The 16,216-nt window shown below is 70.8% G+C and carries 16 protein-coding genes; 9 read left to right on the top strand and 7 right to left on the bottom strand.

The window, feature by feature from the left end; genetic code table 11:
• Nucleotides 1–107: 107 nt before the first annotated feature.
• Both AB0L00_RS14405 and AB0L00_RS14400 read left to right on the top strand, forming a co-directional pair.
• Nucleotides 108–713, top strand: a complete 606-nt coding sequence (locus AB0L00_RS14405) for a Uma2 family endonuclease (RefSeq protein ID WP_364433116.1) — start codon at nt 108–110, stop codon at nt 711–713.
• A gap of 192 nt (nt 714–905) precedes the next feature.
• Nucleotides 906–3,479 (top strand): hypothetical protein, encoded by a 2,574-nt coding sequence (locus AB0L00_RS14400; protein WP_364433113.1) that lies wholly within the window; start codon nt 906–908, stop codon nt 3,477–3,479.
• A gap of 54 nt (nt 3,480–3,533) precedes the next feature.
• Here the strand turns inward: AB0L00_RS14400 and AB0L00_RS14395 are convergent, their stop codons facing one another.
• Nucleotides 3,534–4,502 (bottom strand): LacI family DNA-binding transcriptional regulator, encoded by a 969-nt coding sequence (locus tag AB0L00_RS14395; protein WP_364433110.1) that lies wholly within the window; start codon nt 4,500–4,502, stop codon nt 3,534–3,536.
• 76 nt (nt 4,503–4,578) lie between these two features.
• Between AB0L00_RS14395 and AB0L00_RS14390 the strand changes: the two genes are divergently transcribed.
• From AB0L00_RS14390 to AB0L00_RS14365, 6 genes are all read left to right on the top strand, one after another.
• Complete coding sequence (locus AB0L00_RS14390) at nt 4,579–5,787, top strand: MFS transporter (protein ID WP_364433107.1); 1,209 nt, start codon at nt 4,579–4,581, stop codon at nt 5,785–5,787.
• A 146-nt stretch (nt 5,788–5,933) separates the two neighbouring features.
• Nucleotides 5,934–6,536: a hypothetical protein gene (locus tag AB0L00_RS14385; RefSeq protein WP_364433105.1), complete on the top strand. Its 603-nt coding sequence runs from the start codon at nt 5,934–5,936 to the stop codon at nt 6,534–6,536.
• Complete coding sequence (locus AB0L00_RS14380; protein ID WP_364433102.1) at nt 6,533–7,108, top strand: YkgJ family cysteine cluster protein; 576 nt, start codon at nt 6,533–6,535, stop codon at nt 7,106–7,108. Before AB0L00_RS14385 ends, AB0L00_RS14380 begins: the two co-directional genes overlap by 4 nt.
• Before the next feature lie 108 nt (nt 7,109–7,216).
• Nucleotides 7,217–7,387: a glycoside hydrolase family 47 protein gene (locus AB0L00_RS14375; RefSeq protein WP_364433100.1), complete on the top strand. Its 171-nt coding sequence runs from the start codon at nt 7,217–7,219 to the stop codon at nt 7,385–7,387.
• 227 nt (nt 7,388–7,614) lie between these two features.
• Nucleotides 7,615–8,088 (top strand): cupin domain-containing protein, encoded by a 474-nt coding sequence (locus tag AB0L00_RS14370; protein ID WP_364433097.1) that lies wholly within the window; start codon nt 7,615–7,617, stop codon nt 8,086–8,088.
• Between the two features lie 100 nt (nt 8,089–8,188).
• Nucleotides 8,189–8,728, top strand: a complete 540-nt coding sequence (locus tag AB0L00_RS14365) for a hypothetical protein (RefSeq protein ID WP_364433095.1) — start codon at nt 8,189–8,191, stop codon at nt 8,726–8,728.
• 49 nt (nt 8,729–8,777) lie between these two features.
• Here AB0L00_RS14365 and AB0L00_RS14360 read toward each other — a convergent pair whose 3' ends face one another.
• The 6 genes from AB0L00_RS14360 to AB0L00_RS14335 all read right to left on the bottom strand — a co-directional run bounded on the left by AB0L00_RS14360 (nt 8,778) and on the right by AB0L00_RS14335 (nt 14,905).
• Nucleotides 8,778–9,992, bottom strand: a complete 1,215-nt coding sequence (locus AB0L00_RS14360) for a GDSL-type esterase/lipase family protein (RefSeq protein ID WP_364433092.1) — start codon at nt 9,990–9,992, stop codon at nt 8,778–8,780.
• 74 nt (nt 9,993–10,066) lie between these two features.
• The gene (locus AB0L00_RS14355; RefSeq protein WP_364433089.1) at nt 10,067–10,159 is read right to left on the bottom strand and encodes a DUF397 domain-containing protein; all 93 of its coding nucleotides are present in this window, start codon (nt 10,157–10,159) and stop codon (nt 10,067–10,069) included.
• Nucleotides 10,160–10,190: 31 nt separating this feature from the next.
• On the bottom strand, nt 10,191–10,388 hold the full coding sequence (locus AB0L00_RS14350; protein WP_364433255.1) for a Scr1 family TA system antitoxin-like transcriptional regulator: 198 nt from the start codon (nt 10,386–10,388) through the stop codon (nt 10,191–10,193).
• 125 nt (nt 10,389–10,513) lie between these two features.
• On the bottom strand, nt 10,514–11,047 hold the full coding sequence (gene cpt, locus AB0L00_RS14345) for a chloramphenicol phosphotransferase CPT (protein ID WP_364433086.1): 534 nt from the start codon (nt 11,045–11,047) through the stop codon (nt 10,514–10,516).
• 119 nt (nt 11,048–11,166) lie between these two features.
• Nucleotides 11,167–11,922: a methyltransferase domain-containing protein gene (locus AB0L00_RS14340; protein ID WP_364433083.1), complete on the bottom strand. Its 756-nt coding sequence runs from the start codon at nt 11,920–11,922 to the stop codon at nt 11,167–11,169.
• A gap of 100 nt (nt 11,923–12,022) precedes the next feature.
• Complete coding sequence (locus tag AB0L00_RS14335; RefSeq protein WP_364433080.1) at nt 12,023–14,905, bottom strand: AAA family ATPase; 2,883 nt, start codon at nt 14,903–14,905, stop codon at nt 12,023–12,025.
• Between the two features lie 480 nt (nt 14,906–15,385).
• Here AB0L00_RS14335 and AB0L00_RS14330 point away from each other — a divergent pair, with 480 nt between their 5' ends.
• Nucleotides 15,386–16,159: a helix-turn-helix transcriptional regulator gene (locus AB0L00_RS14330; protein ID WP_364433078.1), complete on the top strand. Its 774-nt coding sequence runs from the start codon at nt 15,386–15,388 to the stop codon at nt 16,157–16,159.
• Nucleotides 16,160–16,216: the final 57 nt, after the last annotated feature.

The following is a 16,216-nucleotide window of genomic DNA, read 5'->3' as shown; positions in this document are numbered from 1 at the left end:
GACCGCCTATCCCTGGCGAGCCGTCCTGCCCGAGAATGAAGTGAGGACGGAAGTCGGTTACCGAGAAGATGCGAATGAGCACACACCGCGACGGGGATGGATCTAGCATGCACGACGTGACCAGCGCACTGGAGTACTGGCCGTCCCCTCCCCCGTGGGGATGGACCGCCGACGACATGGACCGTCTGCCCTCCGACGGGCCGAACGGCGAACCCGACTTCTTCGAGCACGTCGAGCTCATCGATGGAGCCCTCGTCTTCATGTCCCCCCAGAAACGCTTCCACGAGCGAGTGATCCGCGGGCTGACCAACAGCCTCAACGACCAGGTGCCGGACGATCTGGCCGCGCTGCTGGAGATGGACGTCAAGCTCGGACATCGCATGCGCCCGTGCCCGGACGTGCTCGTCATCGACGCCGCCGCGGCGGATGACATGGACCGGACCTTCTACACGCCTGCCGAGGTGCATCTGGTCGTCGAGGTGGTGTCGCCCGAGTCGGAGGAGCGGGACCGGAAGCTGAAGCCGGCGCGCTACGCGGAGGCGGGGATCGCGCACTTCTGGCGGGTGGAGGAGAGCGACGGCAGACCGGTCGTCTACGTGTACGAACTGGACCCGGCGACCGCGACGTACGCCCTGACCGGCATCCACCACGGCAAGCTGAGCGTGCCCGTGCCCTTCCCGATCGACATCGACCTCGACGATCTGCCGCGATAGGTCCGCGGCCGGGCGGCCGCCGAGGCCTGGTCAACAGGACCGGCCCTCCGCGACCACCCGGTTCCAGCAACACCGGGCCGCCGAGGCGGCGGTGCCGGAATTGGCCGATCGTGGTCTGCTTTAGCGCCTTCCGCACAGAAAAGCGCGGTTCTACGCTCCGCGTGGCTCTGATCTTCACGTGGAAGGTCCATGATGCGACAAAGACGTCTGCTCATCTCGCTCGCCGCAGCCGCGACGCTCGTCGGCGGCGCGGTGCCCGCGCTCGCCGCACCCTCGCCGAAACCCACCCCGCCCGCCTCGGCTCGCCGCCAGTTCGACGCCAACCACCGGCTGCAGAAGACGCGCGAGCGCACCGCCGCCACGGACCGGGAGGCCGAGTCCGGCAGCGAAGTGCTCGAAGGCAGCGCGCAGTGGTCGGAGGCCCGGACCTCTCCGGGACTCCAGGTCCCCGGCGCCGCGCTCGGCGAGGCGGCCGCGCAGGCCGGCAGGCTGCCCGTCCGGGGTGGCACCTGGGCGCAGGTGACGACCGGCCCGTACGACAACGACGCCGCCGGTTACGCCGATCCGGTCTGGTCGAACTACGGCGCGGGCTGGGGCCTCGTGTCCGGCCGGAACACCGCGCTGGCGACCGACGGCGGATGGCTGTACGCGGGGTTCGCCGACGGCGGCGTGTGGACCTCCCGCGACGGCGGCCGGCACTGGAGCCCGACGTTCCAGCACGAGGTGACGTCCTCGATCGGCGCGCTGTGGGTGGACCCGGCGGACCACTCGCTGTGGGTCGGTACCGGGGAGGCCAACACCAGTTCCGACTCGTACGCGGGCCAGGGCGTCTGGCGCTCCACCGACCACGGCCGCACCTTCCGGCAGGTCGGCGGGGCCGAGCTGCGCAACGGCCTGACCTTCACCATCACCGCGAGCGACCGCTACGTCTTCGCGGCCACGAGCCGGGGCCTGTGGCGCCGCGGCCGGCAGGACCCGGCCGGCACGCCCTGGCGGCTCGTCCTCAAGCCCGACCCGAACCCGACCGACTCGCCGTACCAGACGTCGTTCATCACCGATGTGGCGATCCGGCCCGGCAGCGGCGGGCAGAGCGTCCTCGCCGTCCTCGGCTGGCGCGGCGGCTCGCAGTACAACGGCTTCTACCTGTCGGACAAGGGCGGGGCGGCGGGCAGCTTCACGCGGATCGCCCCGGCCGGTCTCGACGACTCCGACGTCGGCCGGACGAGCCTGTCCTACACGCCCAAAGGCGACGCGCTGTACGCGGTGATCCAGTCGCCGGACTACACCAACGACGGACCGCCCGCCCCCGCGCAGAGCACCGCGCTCAAGGGCGTGTACAAGTCGGCGAACGGCGACCCGAACGGCCCCTGGACGCAGGTCGCCGACGCCGCCGTGCTCGCGCGGTCGGGCTCCGCGCTGACCTTCCCCTCGACGTACGAGCCGGGCATCCAGGCCTGGTACGACGAGTACATCCGCGTCGACCCGGCCGACCCCCAGCACGTCTACCTCGGCCTGGAGGAGGTCTTCGAGACCCGCGACGGCGGGCGGACCTGGCACGCCATCGGCCCGTACTGGAACCTCCTACCGCAGTGCTACACGCCGGGCGGGCCGGACAAGTGCCCGTTCACCACCCACCCCGACCAGCACGGCATCGCCATCGGCGGCGACGGCACCCTGTACGTCGGCAACGACGGCGGCGTGTGGTCGCGCCCGACGTCCCTGGGCACCGTGGCCGGGTGGACCGACCTGAACCGCGACCTGCACACCCTGCAGTACTACTACGCCGAGACCGGCCACGACCCGCAGGGCGGCACCGGGATCTGGGGCGGGCTGCAGGACAACGGCACCAGCCTGCTGCCGGGCCGTTCCCCGGCGATGGTCTCCCCGTTCGGCGGTGACGGCGGCGACGTCCTGGTCGACCCGAACAGCTCCGACCGCGCCGCGGTGGAGTACACCGACGCCTCGATCGCGGTCACCGCGAACGGCGGGCGGTCGGACGGCACCACGCCGTCGTTCCGGCTGATCTCGCCCGCCTGCGAGTGGAACTCCACGCTTCCCGGCTGCGACCCGAGCCCGCGGTTCATCGCGCCCTTCGAGCACGACGCGACCGACCTGAACCACTGGATCACGGGCGGCCGCTACGTGTGGGAGTCGGCGAAGGGCTTCGACACGGTCTGCGCCGGAGCGACCTGCGACTGGAAGGCGGTGTTCGACGCCGGCGACGGCAGCTCGATCACGGCCGTGGAGACGAACCACGGGGTGAGCTACGCGGGCTGGTGCGGGCCCTGCAACCCGCTCGACGACGAGGGCACCGGGTTCGTCCGCGGCCTGGCCACGAACTACGGCGGCACCTGGCACACGATCAACGCGCCGAACCTGCCGAACCGGTACGTCGCGGCCATCACCACGGACCCGGCGGACCCGGCCCACGTCTACGTGGTCTTCAGCGGCTACTCCCGCCACTGGATCCCGGACGCGGGCGTCGGCCACGTCTACGAGTCGAGGAACGGCGGCGCCACCTGGACCGACATCAGCGGCGACCTGCCCGACGTGCCCGGTGACGACCTGGTCGTGTGGCACGGTCACCTCGTCCTCGCCACCGACCATCTGGTCTACGTCGCCGACACGCGGACGCCGGCCCGCTGGTCGCGGCTCGGCCGCGGCCTGCCGCACGCCGTCGCCGCCGACCTGGCGCTCTACCCGTCCGGCTCGGCCCTCCTGGTCGCCACCCACGGCCGCGGCCTGTGGCGGCTGACCCGCCTCTGACGGCCGGCCCCACGCGGGCCCGTGTCCCCGTCGGGGCACGGGCCCCGGCGCCGTTCAGGCCGCCGGTGGGGCGGTGGACTGGCGGGCGATGAGCTCGCCGGGCAGGGAGAGGCCGGGCGGGCGACGGCCGTCGAGGAGCTCCAGGAGGGCGGTCATGGCCGCCGCGCCGAGCTGTTCGGCGGGCAGCCGGACGGTCGTCAGCTCGGGTTCGAGGGCGGTGGCCAGCAGGACGTCGTCGAAGCCGGTGACGGACAGGTCGCCGGGGATGTCCAGGCCCAGCGCCCGGGCCGCCTTGTACGCGCCCGCCGCGATGAGGTCGTCGTCGCAGACGAGGGCCGACGGGCGGTCGGGCCGGTCCAGCAGCGCCAGCGCGGCCCGCCGGGCCGCCGCGACGTCGATCGGGGTCGCCTCGCGGGTGAGCGAGCCGGGAAAGGCGTCGGCGAGCGCCTCGCCGCGTACGCGGAACGTCCAGGCGTCGACGGCGGCGGCCAGGTGGCCGATCCTGCGGTGGCCGAGCCCGGCCAGGTGCCCGGCGATGTCCCGCATGCCCCCCGCGACGTCGAAGTTGATGGTCGGCGCCGGAGCGGCCGGATCGCTGTCCATCATGACGACGGGCAGGTCGCCGAAGTCGGTGACGCCGCCGACGATGGACGAGGCGAGAACGCCCTCGATGGCCTGGGTGTCGACGTGGCTGCGCGCCGGACCGGCGTCGTCCGGCCAGGGGTGGACCACCACACCGAAGCCGCGGGCGGCGGCGACCTCGGCGGCGCCCGCGTAGATGGGGCCGAAGACCGGGCCGGTGAGGGTCGGGACGACCAGCAGGACCGTACGGGTGCGACCGAGCCGGAGATTGCGGGCGGCCAGATTGGGCCGGTAGCCGAGACGCCGCGCGGCCTCGTGCACCGCCTGGCGCGTCTCGGGCTTGACCCTGCCCTCCGCCTTCCCGGCCAGCACGATCGAGACGGTCGACTGGGACACCCCGGCGGCCCGGGCGACGTCTCGGCTGGTCGGTCTCTTGTCCACGGCAAAAGATTAGACCTGCGAACCGATCGGTGATACGTATGACGGAAGCCTCCGTAATACGTATGACAAGGATCCGATGCGCGCCTACCTCGACTTCCTGCGCAAGCCGTACGCTGCCCGGCTGCTCGGCGGCACGCTCCTGGGCCGGCTGCCGAACGGCATGGCCGCACTGGCCATCGTGCTGTTCGTCCGGGGGCACGGCGGCGGCTACACCCTCTCCGGAGTGCTGTCGGCGGTGTACGGCCTCGCCATGGCGGCGGGCCAGCCGGTGCTCGGACGCGCGATGGACCGGTACGGCCAGCCCCGGATCCTGGCCTCCGCCGCGATGGCCGCCGCGGCGGGGTTCGCGCTGCTGGCGGCGTTCGACGTGCGATCGCCGGCGATCGCGACGGCCGCGGTCGTCCTGGCCGGGTTCGCCACGCCGCCGCTCGAAGCGGGCCTGCGGGCGCTCTGGCCGTCCGTCCTGAACGGCCCCGCCGAGGTCCAGGCGGCGTACGCCCTGGACGCCGCCGCCCAGGAGCTGCTGTTCACGTTCGGCCCCATGTTCGTGATCGCCGCCACCGTCGTCTCGACGGAGGCGGCGCTGCTCCTCACCGGCGCTCTGGGCGTCGCGGGCACGCTGGTGGTCACGACGTCGCGGCCCTCACGCGTGTGGCGCGGCGAGCAGGGCGGCGGGCACTGGGCCGGTCCGCTGCGCTCCCCCGGGATCCGCGTTCTGATCATCTCTCTGACCTGCGTCGGCGTGTCGCTCGGAGTGTTCAGCGTGGCGGTGGTCGCGTACGCCGACGCGCGCCACGCCTCGTACGCGTCCGGGCTGCTGCTGGCGCTCATGTCCGCCGGCGCGCTGACCGGCGGGATCACGTACGGGCTGCGGCCCCGCACCGGGCCCGCGCACCGGCGGCTGGTGCTGCTGATGGGGGGTCTCGCCGCCGGTTACCTCCCGCTGACGTGGGCGCCGGGGCTCCTCGTGATGCCGGTGCTGGCGCTGGCCAGTGGCGTGTTCCTCGCACCGGTGCTGGCGTGCACCTTCACGCTGGTCGACGACCTGGCGCCGCGCGGCACGGTGACGGAGGCGTTCGCCTGGCTGGTGACGGCGTTCGGGGTCGGCAGCTCGGTGGGCGCCGCCCTCGCCGGCCTGGCGAGCGACGCGGGCGGCGTCCACGCGGCGTTCGCGGTGGCGGGCGCGGGCGGCGTCCTGGCCCTCCTGGTCATCCTCCTCGCCGGCCCCATCGGCGGCAGGAGGCAGGCCGAGAACAGGGAGGTGCCGGACGTGGTCAGTTTCTAGAGATCGCGCGCCAAGGCGTGCCATCGCCGATCCAGGACGGCGGCGAAGTCCGCCCGGGCGAGCGTGCTGGATTGAACCGTCAGGCGTTCCGCTCCGTATGCCGGAGAAGGGTTGGTCCGTGTCGCCGTAGCGAGGGGGATGAGGCAGTGCTGTCGGATGAATCGCCGGGCGTGCGGGCCCAATGGCAGTCGTGCCGGGCGAAGACCCGCTGTGCGCGTGGTGCCCGGCAGGTCACCGGGGCGGACATCGTCCGGATCTCCCGCACGCTTGCCGTGGAGCCGTGGCATTTCACGCAGACCGCGCCCGCCGTGGCCGGCGACCCCACCGGGATCGTCCTTGACAAAGGTCGGCGCCGGGTCTTCCTCAAGCTCGCCAACGCCATGCACGGGTGCGTCTTCTCAGTCCGTACTCCCAGCGGCGCGACCTGCTGTGGCCTGGGAGATGTCGCTCCGGCCTCATGCCGGATCTTCCCGGCCGCCACGAAGGACGGCGCTCCAGAGGTACGTCCCGAGCCCGGATGTGACTGCCGGGAGTGGAAGCTGGAGGATCTGGACCAGGAGGCGCTGACCGAAGCCCTGCGCACCTGGTCGGCCGATCGCGACCATTGGTTCGAGGTCGTGGCGCGGTGGAACGCGCTGGCCACCGAGTCCGATGAGGAACTGGGCATCGAGGATTTCCAGCGCTACCTGCTCGAGGCGCAGTACGCCCGTGAGGCCGGCGCCGGGTGGCCCGAGGAGGTGACGGCATGAACGGCAGCGGTGCCAATGTCGCCGGCTGTGCCGGTTGCGCCGGCAAATGCTGCCGCTCGTACGTCGTCGGAATCACCGTCAGGGACGTGCGGGCGCTCGCCGAAGGAACCGCCATGCATCCCAGCGACTTCCTCAGGCTTAAGGACACCGACAAGGAGGGCTTCCGCCTTCGGCCGGGCGGGCCCGCGAAGGAAGTCTGCCTGCAACGCAGACCGGAGACCGGCGCCTGCGTGTTCCTCATGGAGATCGCCTCCGGCCGTGCCCGATGCGGTGTCTACGCCCACCGCCCGCTGGTGTGCAGCACCTTTCCCCTGCGCCTTCAACGTGGCGTGGTGACGACCCGCGAGGACACGGTTTGCGGTCCCGACTCGTGGAACCTCGCCACGATGGACCTTCCCGCCTACCGGCGCGACCTCACCCGCGACCGATCAGCCCGGGCCGAACATCGACAGGTCATGCGGGCCTGGAACAAGGTCGTCGAAGACCGCGGCTGGAAGGCGACGCCCCACGACCTTTACGAATATCTGCTGGACTGCCCGCTCGAAGCGGCGGCGCAAGGTCACGAAGACTGAACGCCACGGCCGCGTGTAGCCCCTTTTCCAGTTCGTCGCGCGTGACGACCTTCGTCTCAACGCGGCGGATCAAGCTACGCAGGGTGATGATGGCGAGCCGCGCACCACGTGCGCAGGGAGGTCTACCGGGAGCGCGCGTACGACTACTACCTCACCCAGAAGCGCTTCTCCCGCGTGGCGAACGGCTGGACCGTCGTCGCCGACGTCACCACGACACCCCCGAAGCTCGGCGACCTGACCTCCGGCTACTGGTGGTCGGAGCAGATGAAGTACTGGTAGCTCATGTTCGCCGACTGCCCGCGCTTCGACTACCGCGACAACTACCTGTCCACGGAGGGCGACGTCTTCAAGGGATTCATCCGGCACTGACGGACGTCGTGACGGCGGGCGTTCGTCCTCCTTTCGTGCTGTCGTCGTAGGCGTGGCGGGCGGCGGCGATGGCCGGGCGCGCGTGGCGGGCCCGCCCCGGGGGGACTTCGGCGCTCGCGGTCGTCGATGATGTGATCATGACCGACTTCGTGGAGCCGCCCGCCCGCCCGCTGCTGCGCCGGCCGGACGACGGAGAGTTGATCCCGGTGGCCGGCGTCGAGCATCTGTTCCGGCTCACCGCGGCGCACACCGGCGGGCGGTTCGCCTTCGAGGAGTTCACCCTGGGACCGGGGGTGATCGGCGCACGCCCTCACGTCCATCATGGCCACGACGAGTACTTCTACGTCCTCGACGGCGAACTGACCCTGCATGACGGCGAGGGCGAGATCACGGCCGGGCCCGGCCACGTGCTGGCGGCCGTACGCGGCACCCCGCACGGCTTCCGCAACGCCGGAGAGGTCCCCGCACGGGGTCTGTGCCTGTACACCCCGGCCGGTTACGAGGACTACTTCCGGCAGGTGCACGCCGAGGTCCAGGCCGGGGCGGAGGTCACCGACGCCCTGCTGACCGAGTTCCGCAGCCGCTTCCAGACGACGCCTCATCCCGCGTGATCACACTGTCCGAGGTTCCCCGCCTGAGTCCGGCCGACCACGTCGGTACGGGGGTTTCACCTGGCCGGCCGCTCGGCTCAAGATCGGTAGTGTTGGCGCCGTGACCGACTCCCCCACGCCGGCCAAGTCCCGGTACCTGGTCCTCCACGACTACGGGATGGGCGGCCTCTGGTGGTGGATCCGCGCCTCGTCGGCGCGGCAGATCATCGACACCTGCGCCGAGGTCGAGGTGATCACCGACCCGGAGGCCGTCGCGCGGGCCGAGACCTGGTCACTCGACGAGGTCGACATCGACGCGCTCTCGGCCGACCCCGCCCTGTCGGGCCTGCGGGACAAGCGGGAGGCGTACCGGCACGAGCCCGGCTACGGAGCGCTGGTCGGCCGGGACCGCGTCCACCTCGACATGCCGAGCGAGGACGAGGACGACACCCGGTACCTGGTGGAGTTCGGCCCCGACGGGCGATGGCTCCGCCAGGTCACGCTCACCGGCGACGGCCCCGGGATCAGGACCGACTCCGCGAACTGGCCGATCAACCCGCCCATCGACCTGTACGACCCGCGGTACGTCGCCATGGAGATCGACGTCTCCCGCTTCGAGGACGCCTGGAGCCGGGCGCTGCCCGATCCCGACGACCTGTGAGCGCGCGGCCCCCGCACCAAGGCGGGGGCCGCGGAGCGGGGAACGAACGTCAGGCGCGTGGGGCGGCGAACGGTCCGCCGGTGCCGAAGGCCCGCTCGGCGAAGCGTTCGCCGATGCGGCGGTGCGTGGCGGCGTCCGGGTGCAACCGGTCGGGCAGCGGCAGTTCGGCGAAGTCCGCCTCGCCGTAGAGGTCGCGGCCGTCGAGGTAGTACAGGTTCGGGTCGTCGGCCGCCCGCTGCTTGACGATGCGGGAGAGTTCCTCGCGGATGACGCCCAGGGTCAGCTTCCCGAAGGGGATCTCCGCGGGATCGCCTGCGGCCTTGAACCGCAGCACTCCCGAGCCGAGGTCACTGAAGTCCGGTGCGCTGGGGCCGGGGGTGTCCTCGTGGATGGGGCAGAGGATCGCAGAGACGACCAGCAGCGGCGTGGTGGGATGCCCCTCGCGGATGGTGTCGAGGAAGCCGTGCACGGCCGGGGCGAAGGCGCGCAGCCGCATCACGTCGGCGTTGACCAGGTTGATGCCGATCTTGACGCTGACCAGGTCCGCCGGGGTGTCCCGCAGGACGCGGGCGGTGAACGGATCGAGCATGGCGCTGCCGCCGAAGCCGAGGTTGACCAGCTCGACGCCGCCCAGCGCGGCGGCCAGCGCGGGCCAGGTCGTGGTAGGGCTCGCGGCGTTCGAGCCGTGGCTGATCGAACTGCCGTGGTGCAGCCACACCCGGCGATCCCCCTGCGGCACGGCCTCGACGGGCGCGTCGGTGCGCAGGGCGACCACCTGGGTGATCTCGTTGTACGGCAGCCAGATCTCGACGTCCTTCATCCGCTCGGGCAGACCGGTGAACCGGACGGTGCCCACCGGGCCGGGCCTGGTCTCGGCGGACCCGGTGGCCATGTCCATCATCAGGACGTTCCCGCCGGTCGTACTGGCCTGACCGGCCAGCCGGCCGTCGACGAGCAGGTCGTACACGCCGTCCGGGCGGGGCGGCGCGCCCTCGTAGGCCGGTTTGGTGCGGAGCGTGTCCAGCTCGATCGCCGTGGCCCGAGTCCGGAACACCGCCCGTACGCCGGAGGGCTGCGCCTCCGCCATGGCCACCTGCCCATCGGCGGCCTGGGCGCGGGCCCAGGCGGGCAGCCGGTGCGGCAGCACACCATGCTCGGTACGCTCCAGGTCGAGCGCGCCGCGCAGAAGTTCCTCGGTGATGGGCGTGGTGATCCAGTCCGTCCCCTCGGGCGAGCCGGAGACGGCGTCATGCTGGTGGTTCATACCATCACCCTGCCAACCGCCCGCCCGATCCGCACATCCTTTCCGCCCCGCGCGTCGCCCGAACCCGACGAGGATCAGGCTTGCCGCTTGTCCGTCAGGGCCACCTCGACGCACATTCCTCCGGTGTCGTTGCTACGGCTGGATTTGCGCCACTCCAGGTTGCTCATGTTCTCCAGAGCTCCTCTGCGATTCGGCGGATCAGGTCTCTCGACGTGTCCACGGGCAGGCGTCGGTCCGGATCGATTCCCAGATCGACACCACCGTAGCGAGATCCTCTTGCCGTGTGGAGACCGCGCCGCCAAAGGCGCTTTCGGCGTGCGCGGTCTCGTTTCCGTCCTCCGAGGTCGCGACGGCGAACGGCCCGCGTACGCCGCGGTGGGCTCGGGTGGGGACTATTCGGTCGTCACGACCGATCCCGCGATCAGCCGGCGTAACCGTGCGCGGTGGTCCGTAGATCGACGGACGTCAGGAGCGTACAGGCGTCGGGCCAGTCGGAAGGCGACCTCACCTCAGGCCGTTACTCATCGCACGTGGGCGGCAATGGTCCGGGCGCATTCCAGGGACTCGGTACTGGTGGTGTCCACCTGCAGGTCGTAGACGACGCCCTGGTGAACGATCTTCGCCTGGGACGCCGCCATTCCGATGACCCGATCGCCCCGGGCGATCTCGCGACCCGCGGCGACCGCGCTCTCGCACTGAACGCCGACCCACAGGACCTCGAGCGTGTCGAGCGCCTTCTGCCAGCGGCGCTGGGACTCGGCGCCGCCGAGGAAGACCTCATCGACGATGATCCGAGCGCCGGCGCGGGCCATCGCCGCCACGCCCTCGATCCATGCCGCCTCCAGCATGCGGAACTCCGGCCCGATGACGACCTCGCCGTCCGCGGCGATGTCGATCCCCGTTTCCGACGTCCGCGCGGCCGCGGGCATCGCCTGGATGAATGTGTCCACTCCGAGGGCGAGCCACGGATCCGGCAGGACCGCCTGCAGGCACCGGGCGATCCCGGACTTCCCCGCGCTGGACCCGCCGTTCAGAACGATCACCTGAGTCGTCACCGCGCCACAGTAAAGGCGCGCCGGCGACCTCGGAAAGGCGTTTTGGCGGCCTGGCCGACGGTGCGGTGGTGCCGAGGAGGATGTCGGAGCCCGCCCAGGGTGCCGGCTGCGAGGGGCTGTCAGGGCTTGCGGGCCTCGATGAGCGTACGAGTGGAATGCGCTATGAACGCGCCCCGCTCATGGATCTGTCGGTGGAGTTCGAGCAGCCGGTCGCGGTACTCGTCGACGGTGAAGCCGGGGACCGTCCAGAGGACCTTGCGAAGGAAGTAGATGACGGCGCCGACGTCGAAGAACTCCATTCGCAGGCGTTCCATCCGCACGTCGATGATCTCCAGCCCGGCGGCGCGGGCCTCGGCCGTCTCCAGATCCGGGTGGCGCCGGTGACGGGATTCCGACTGCGGGCCCAGGAAGTACTCGACGAGCTCCCACGAGGTCTCGGGGCCGACATGCTGGGCGAAATAGGTTCCCCCACTGCGCAGCACTCGGGCGATCTCTCCCCACCACACGGTGGCGGGATGCCGGGAGGTGACCAGGTCGAAGGCCGCGTCGGCGAAGGGCAGCGGAGGCTCGTCCGGGGCTGCGACGACGACAACGCCGCGTGGGTGCAGCAGCCGGGTCGCCTTCGCCACGTTCGGCGCCCATGACTCGGTGGCGACCATCGTCACGGGGAAGACGGGCGCCCCGGCGAGCACCTCGCCGCCCCCGGTCTGGATGTCCAACCCCGCGCTCGCCGACGCCAGCCGCTCACTCATGAGCCGCTGGTAACCCCACGAGGGCCGCGCCTCCGTGGCCCGCCCGTCGAGCCAGGAAAAGTCCCAGCCTTCTACCGAGACCGCCTCGGCCTCCGCCACGAGATCTTCGAACGACCTAGCCATGCCGACATTGTCCCGGAGAGCCACCGCCGGCGGCATCGGACTACGCGGTGCTGTCCGTAAGTCCTCGGGCCGTGCTGCGAGTGTTCTGCCCGAACGCCTCTCAGGCGCGATCGGTATCTGCGAGAAGGCCGGCGAGCTCGGCGTGGGAGCGAGTGCGTAGTCGGGAGCAGGCCGTCGCCAGGAGGGTCTCAACCGTCTGCGTCGAGAGGAAGAGCGCTTCGGCCGTCTCGGTGATCGTCGCCCCCTGGGCGGCCAGCCGCGCGACCTGGACCTCTTGCGCCGTCAACTTCGCATAGGCGTCTTTCGTAGATCGGCGGGGTCGTAGCCCGAGCGCCCGTTCGGTCTGCTGGAGCCACGGGACCGCATGGAGCTGTCGGAACAGGCGTCGGGCCTCCTCAAGGTGATCACGCGCGAGATTCGGCTGCCGCCCGGCCCTCATCAATGCCTGCGCGCACGAGAGCCGGGTGCGCGCCAGAGCGTACGGGTCGGTGCATCGGTCATATAGCTCGATCGCCGCCGTGAGATGTTCGTGGGCGAGGTCGGGGTCGGTCGCCAGCAGCCCCCGACAGCGCTCCAGTGCGGCATGGACCGAATCCTGCAGTGAGGAGCCGGCCTCGTCGGTGAGTCGTCTGAGCGCCTCCCACGCCTCATGGCGACGGTTCGCGTTCAAGCAGGCCTCGACCAATTCGGCGTGGTGGAGGAACATCGCGGCATTCCGGAAGCCTTGTGCCTCCCTGCGGCCGTCCAGCCGGAGGAAGAGCTCGGCGGCATCGTCGTCGCCTTGGCTCAGCGCGAGCTCGGCGAGCGGCACCCCGGCGTAGAGGGAAAGTCCCGCGTATTCGGCGAGCTCCAGGCGAGACCGGGCACCTTCGCCGTACTCACGGCATCGTCTGCTCTGACCCTGCGCGGCCTCGATACGTCCCAATGTGTACGAGGCGTAGCCGGAGAACGCGATCTGCCCCTGGACGTCGGCGAGCGCGACGCAGCGAGACGCTGTCGCGTATGCGGCGTTCCATCGCCCCCGCCGAAACTCCAGTTCGGCGAGAACGCTGGTGAGGCAGGCGACGCGCTCCATGGCGTTGGCCGCGGTAAGGCGGCGCATCGCCGTCTCAATGAAGCGGTACGCCGCGGCATGCTCATTCAGCCACATCAGGCAGAGAGCCGCGTAGCCGAAGACCTCTGTGCCGTGGGCGAGCGGGTCGGCTGCGAACAGCCGGTGGCCGTCGCGGCGGAAGACCATGGCGGCTTCGGCCGACCGTCCCGACACGATGAGAACGGTCATCCACAGCACCATCGATGCGAGAGTGTCCGACCCGATGGCCGCACATGCCAGCGCGTGACCAGCCGTCGCCGCGTCGATGGACTGGGGGATCAGCCCGCCCATGATGGCGGCTGAGGCGGCCGTAGCGTACATGGCCACCGCGGCCTCGGGCGTACGATCCCTGACGCCGGCGGCCGCAGCGGTGAGTTCGGCGAAGACCTCACCAGGTGCCATGCGGAGTTGCCGGATCTGGTTGCGGATGTAGTCGACCTCGCCGAGGACGCCCGGCTCGGTCGTGAGGTCGCAGACCTGGTCGAGCAATGGGATGGCATCGTCCGGCCGTCCCAGGAGGTAAGCGCTGGTGGCAGCGGCCAGCAGCCGCCGTGCGCGGGTCTCCGGCTGAGGAGTGAGCCCGGCGGCCCGTCGGTACGCCGAGCACGCCGCCGCGAGGGCGCCCCGTTGCCGAGCACGCTCCGCCGTGTCAGCGAGTCCGCTCGCCACCTCCTCGTTGGTGCCGAGCGTCGCCTCGGCCCAGTGCCAGGCGCGCTGGTCCGCGGCACTGACACCAGGGCCGTTCCGGGTACGGGCGAGGTGAGCGTGCGCGCCGCGCCGCTGAGCAGGCGCGGCCGCGTGGTAGACCGCAGCGCGGATCAGAGGGTGCGCGAACTCCACGTGGTTATCGGCGACCACGAGAAGTCCAGTGGTCTCCGCCGGTTCCAGATGGTCGAGACCTCCGTCACCAAGCGCCTCGGCGAGTTGGGCGAGATCCGTGCTGTAGCCGGCGGCGCAGACGAGCAACGCCCGTCGGGTGGCCGTGGGAAGTGACTCGAGGCGCCGCCGGAAGGACTCGGTCAGGACCTCCGGCAGCGCCGGAGGTGGTCCGTCGTCGGCCGCCCCGCCGAGTGGCCGGCCCGGTCGGCACAATTCACTGACCGCGAGCGGATTCCCGCCCGTATGACGCATCAGCCAGTCAAGTTCGCCGTGGCTGACCGGGCGGTCGCGGACACGATTCGCGAGTTCCTCGGCGGCGCTCCGGTCGAGACCGGTCAACTCCGCCGCAGGATGATCGGTCAGATCCATTGGGCAGGAGCCCTCCGAGCGGACCGCCACGAGGACGCCGACGCCCTCTCCGCCAAGCCGTCGGATGGCGAAGGACAGCGCCAGAGCCGAAGCCTGGTCCATCCACTGAACGTCATCCAGCACCACGACCGCAGGTGCCGAATCCGCGAGAAGGCTGAGCACGCCGAGGCCGATGGCGACGGCGCTGGGGGCGGACTCGCCGGGCTCAGGAGCGCTCAGCGCCAGGGACACCTCCAGCGCCCGCCTCTGCGGGCCCGGCAGCCGCGGAATGAGGTGGGTCAGCGGCCGCAGGAGTCCGCTGAGCGCGGAGAAGGCCAGTTCCGCCTCGCTCTGCACGCAGCGCATCGACAGGGAAGGTATCTCAGAGCCACCCGTGGCAGCGGCCAGCAGGGCGGACTTTCCGACGCCTGCTTCGCCCCGTAGGACCAGAACGCCACTGCGACCGGCCGCCGCGGCCTCGACCACGGCTTCGACACGCTCGATGTCGGTGGCGCGGCCGAGTAGGTCGGATGCCGGGCGGGATGGGCCTCGCGCCTGGCTGGGAGCCTCCTGCGCCGAGGCGTTCTGCCGGCTTTCGATGGCCGTACGCCGCTCGAGCCAGGGTTCAGGGTGCTCGCCCAGTTCCGTGACGATCGCCGCCAACAGCCTCTCAGAGGGCAGCCTGGTCCCTCCGAATACCTCAGAGACGGTCGTATTCCGGTAGTGAATGCGCCGGGCGAGTTCGCTACGCGTCAGTCCACGCACGTCGAGCAGCTTCGTCAGCTCCCGTGCGAGGTCCTCTCGGGCGCCTTCACCCGTGATCTGGTTAGGCCGACGGCCTTTGCGTCGCGGCCCGCCACGTCGTCCATCACCCGCATCCGGCAGTGCTGTTCTCCGATCCCCATCCGGGTAGGCAGGCACTTGTCCATTCCAATGTTCGAAGATGCGCCCACATCCTCACGGAGAAACGGCGGCGGCCGCAAGCTTGGGGCACCTGGCGCTTCACCCCGAGAACATTTCTCCGCACCTGAGAGGAAGATCCCTGTGTCGGAACCGGTCGAGTCTGTCGTCGATTCCTTCAGCACTCGGGTCGGGCGATCCGTCGGCAGAGCCGACGAGGCAGGCCGGCGGGCGTCAGCCGGGATGGATGAGCCGCTGGCGAGAGGTCCCGCCTTCGCATCCACGCCAGACCCGATCGACGTCCTCAACCGTCGTGATCTGGCGCGCCTACTTCGCCTTCTCAAGGAGTGCGGTCAAGCGACGACCATGACGGCGCTCCGCGAGACCGTCCTCGAAGGCCTCGCCCGGCACTTCGACTATCGCACCACCACTTTCTTCATCGGTGACACCCTCACCGGCGTCTCCACCGACAAGTCCCCCCTGGCACTCGGCCGCGCCATCCAAATGGTTCCCCGCTATGTCGAAGAGTTCCACCGCAATGACCCGTTCGCTTCCTTCGCGCACTCAGCCCGCCCGGCCAGTCTGGACGCCCTTCACTCAAGACTGCGTCCCGAACACCGGCGTTACCTGGAGCGTTTCCTGTTTCCCGGTGGCGTCCGCGCCAAGCTCGTCATCCCGATCCGAGGAACCATCAAGACGGGTCGCATCGGCCTGCTCGCCCAAGAGCCCGGTGCGTTCGGTCCCGTGGATCTCGCCCGGGCCGAACTCATCGGCCAATACCTCGCGCCCCTCCTCGACCGCCAGATCTGCCCCCGCACCACAGCGTTGCCGACCGCGGGGCTGACACCCCGGCAGATGCAGATCGCCCAGTTGACGGCCCTCGGCCTCCGCAACGACGACATCGCCGCTGCCCTCTACATCACTCGCGACACGGTCAAGAAGCACCTGACCCAGGTGTACGCCGTCACCGGCTGTTCGAACCGGGCCGAACTCGCCGGATGCTGGGAGCGCGGCTGACATCGAATGGACTTATCCGCGAGCGAGCCGCGGATCGACCAGAACCGCCTGCACGCT

This window comes from Actinoallomurus sp. NPDC052308, assembly GCF_040679195.1.
Taxonomy (GTDB): domain Bacteria; phylum Actinomycetota; class Actinomycetes; order Streptosporangiales; family Streptosporangiaceae; genus Actinoallomurus; species Actinoallomurus liliacearum.
The sequence above is the reverse complement of the archived record's forward strand: the minus strand, read 5'-3'. Positions and strand labels throughout refer to the sequence as shown.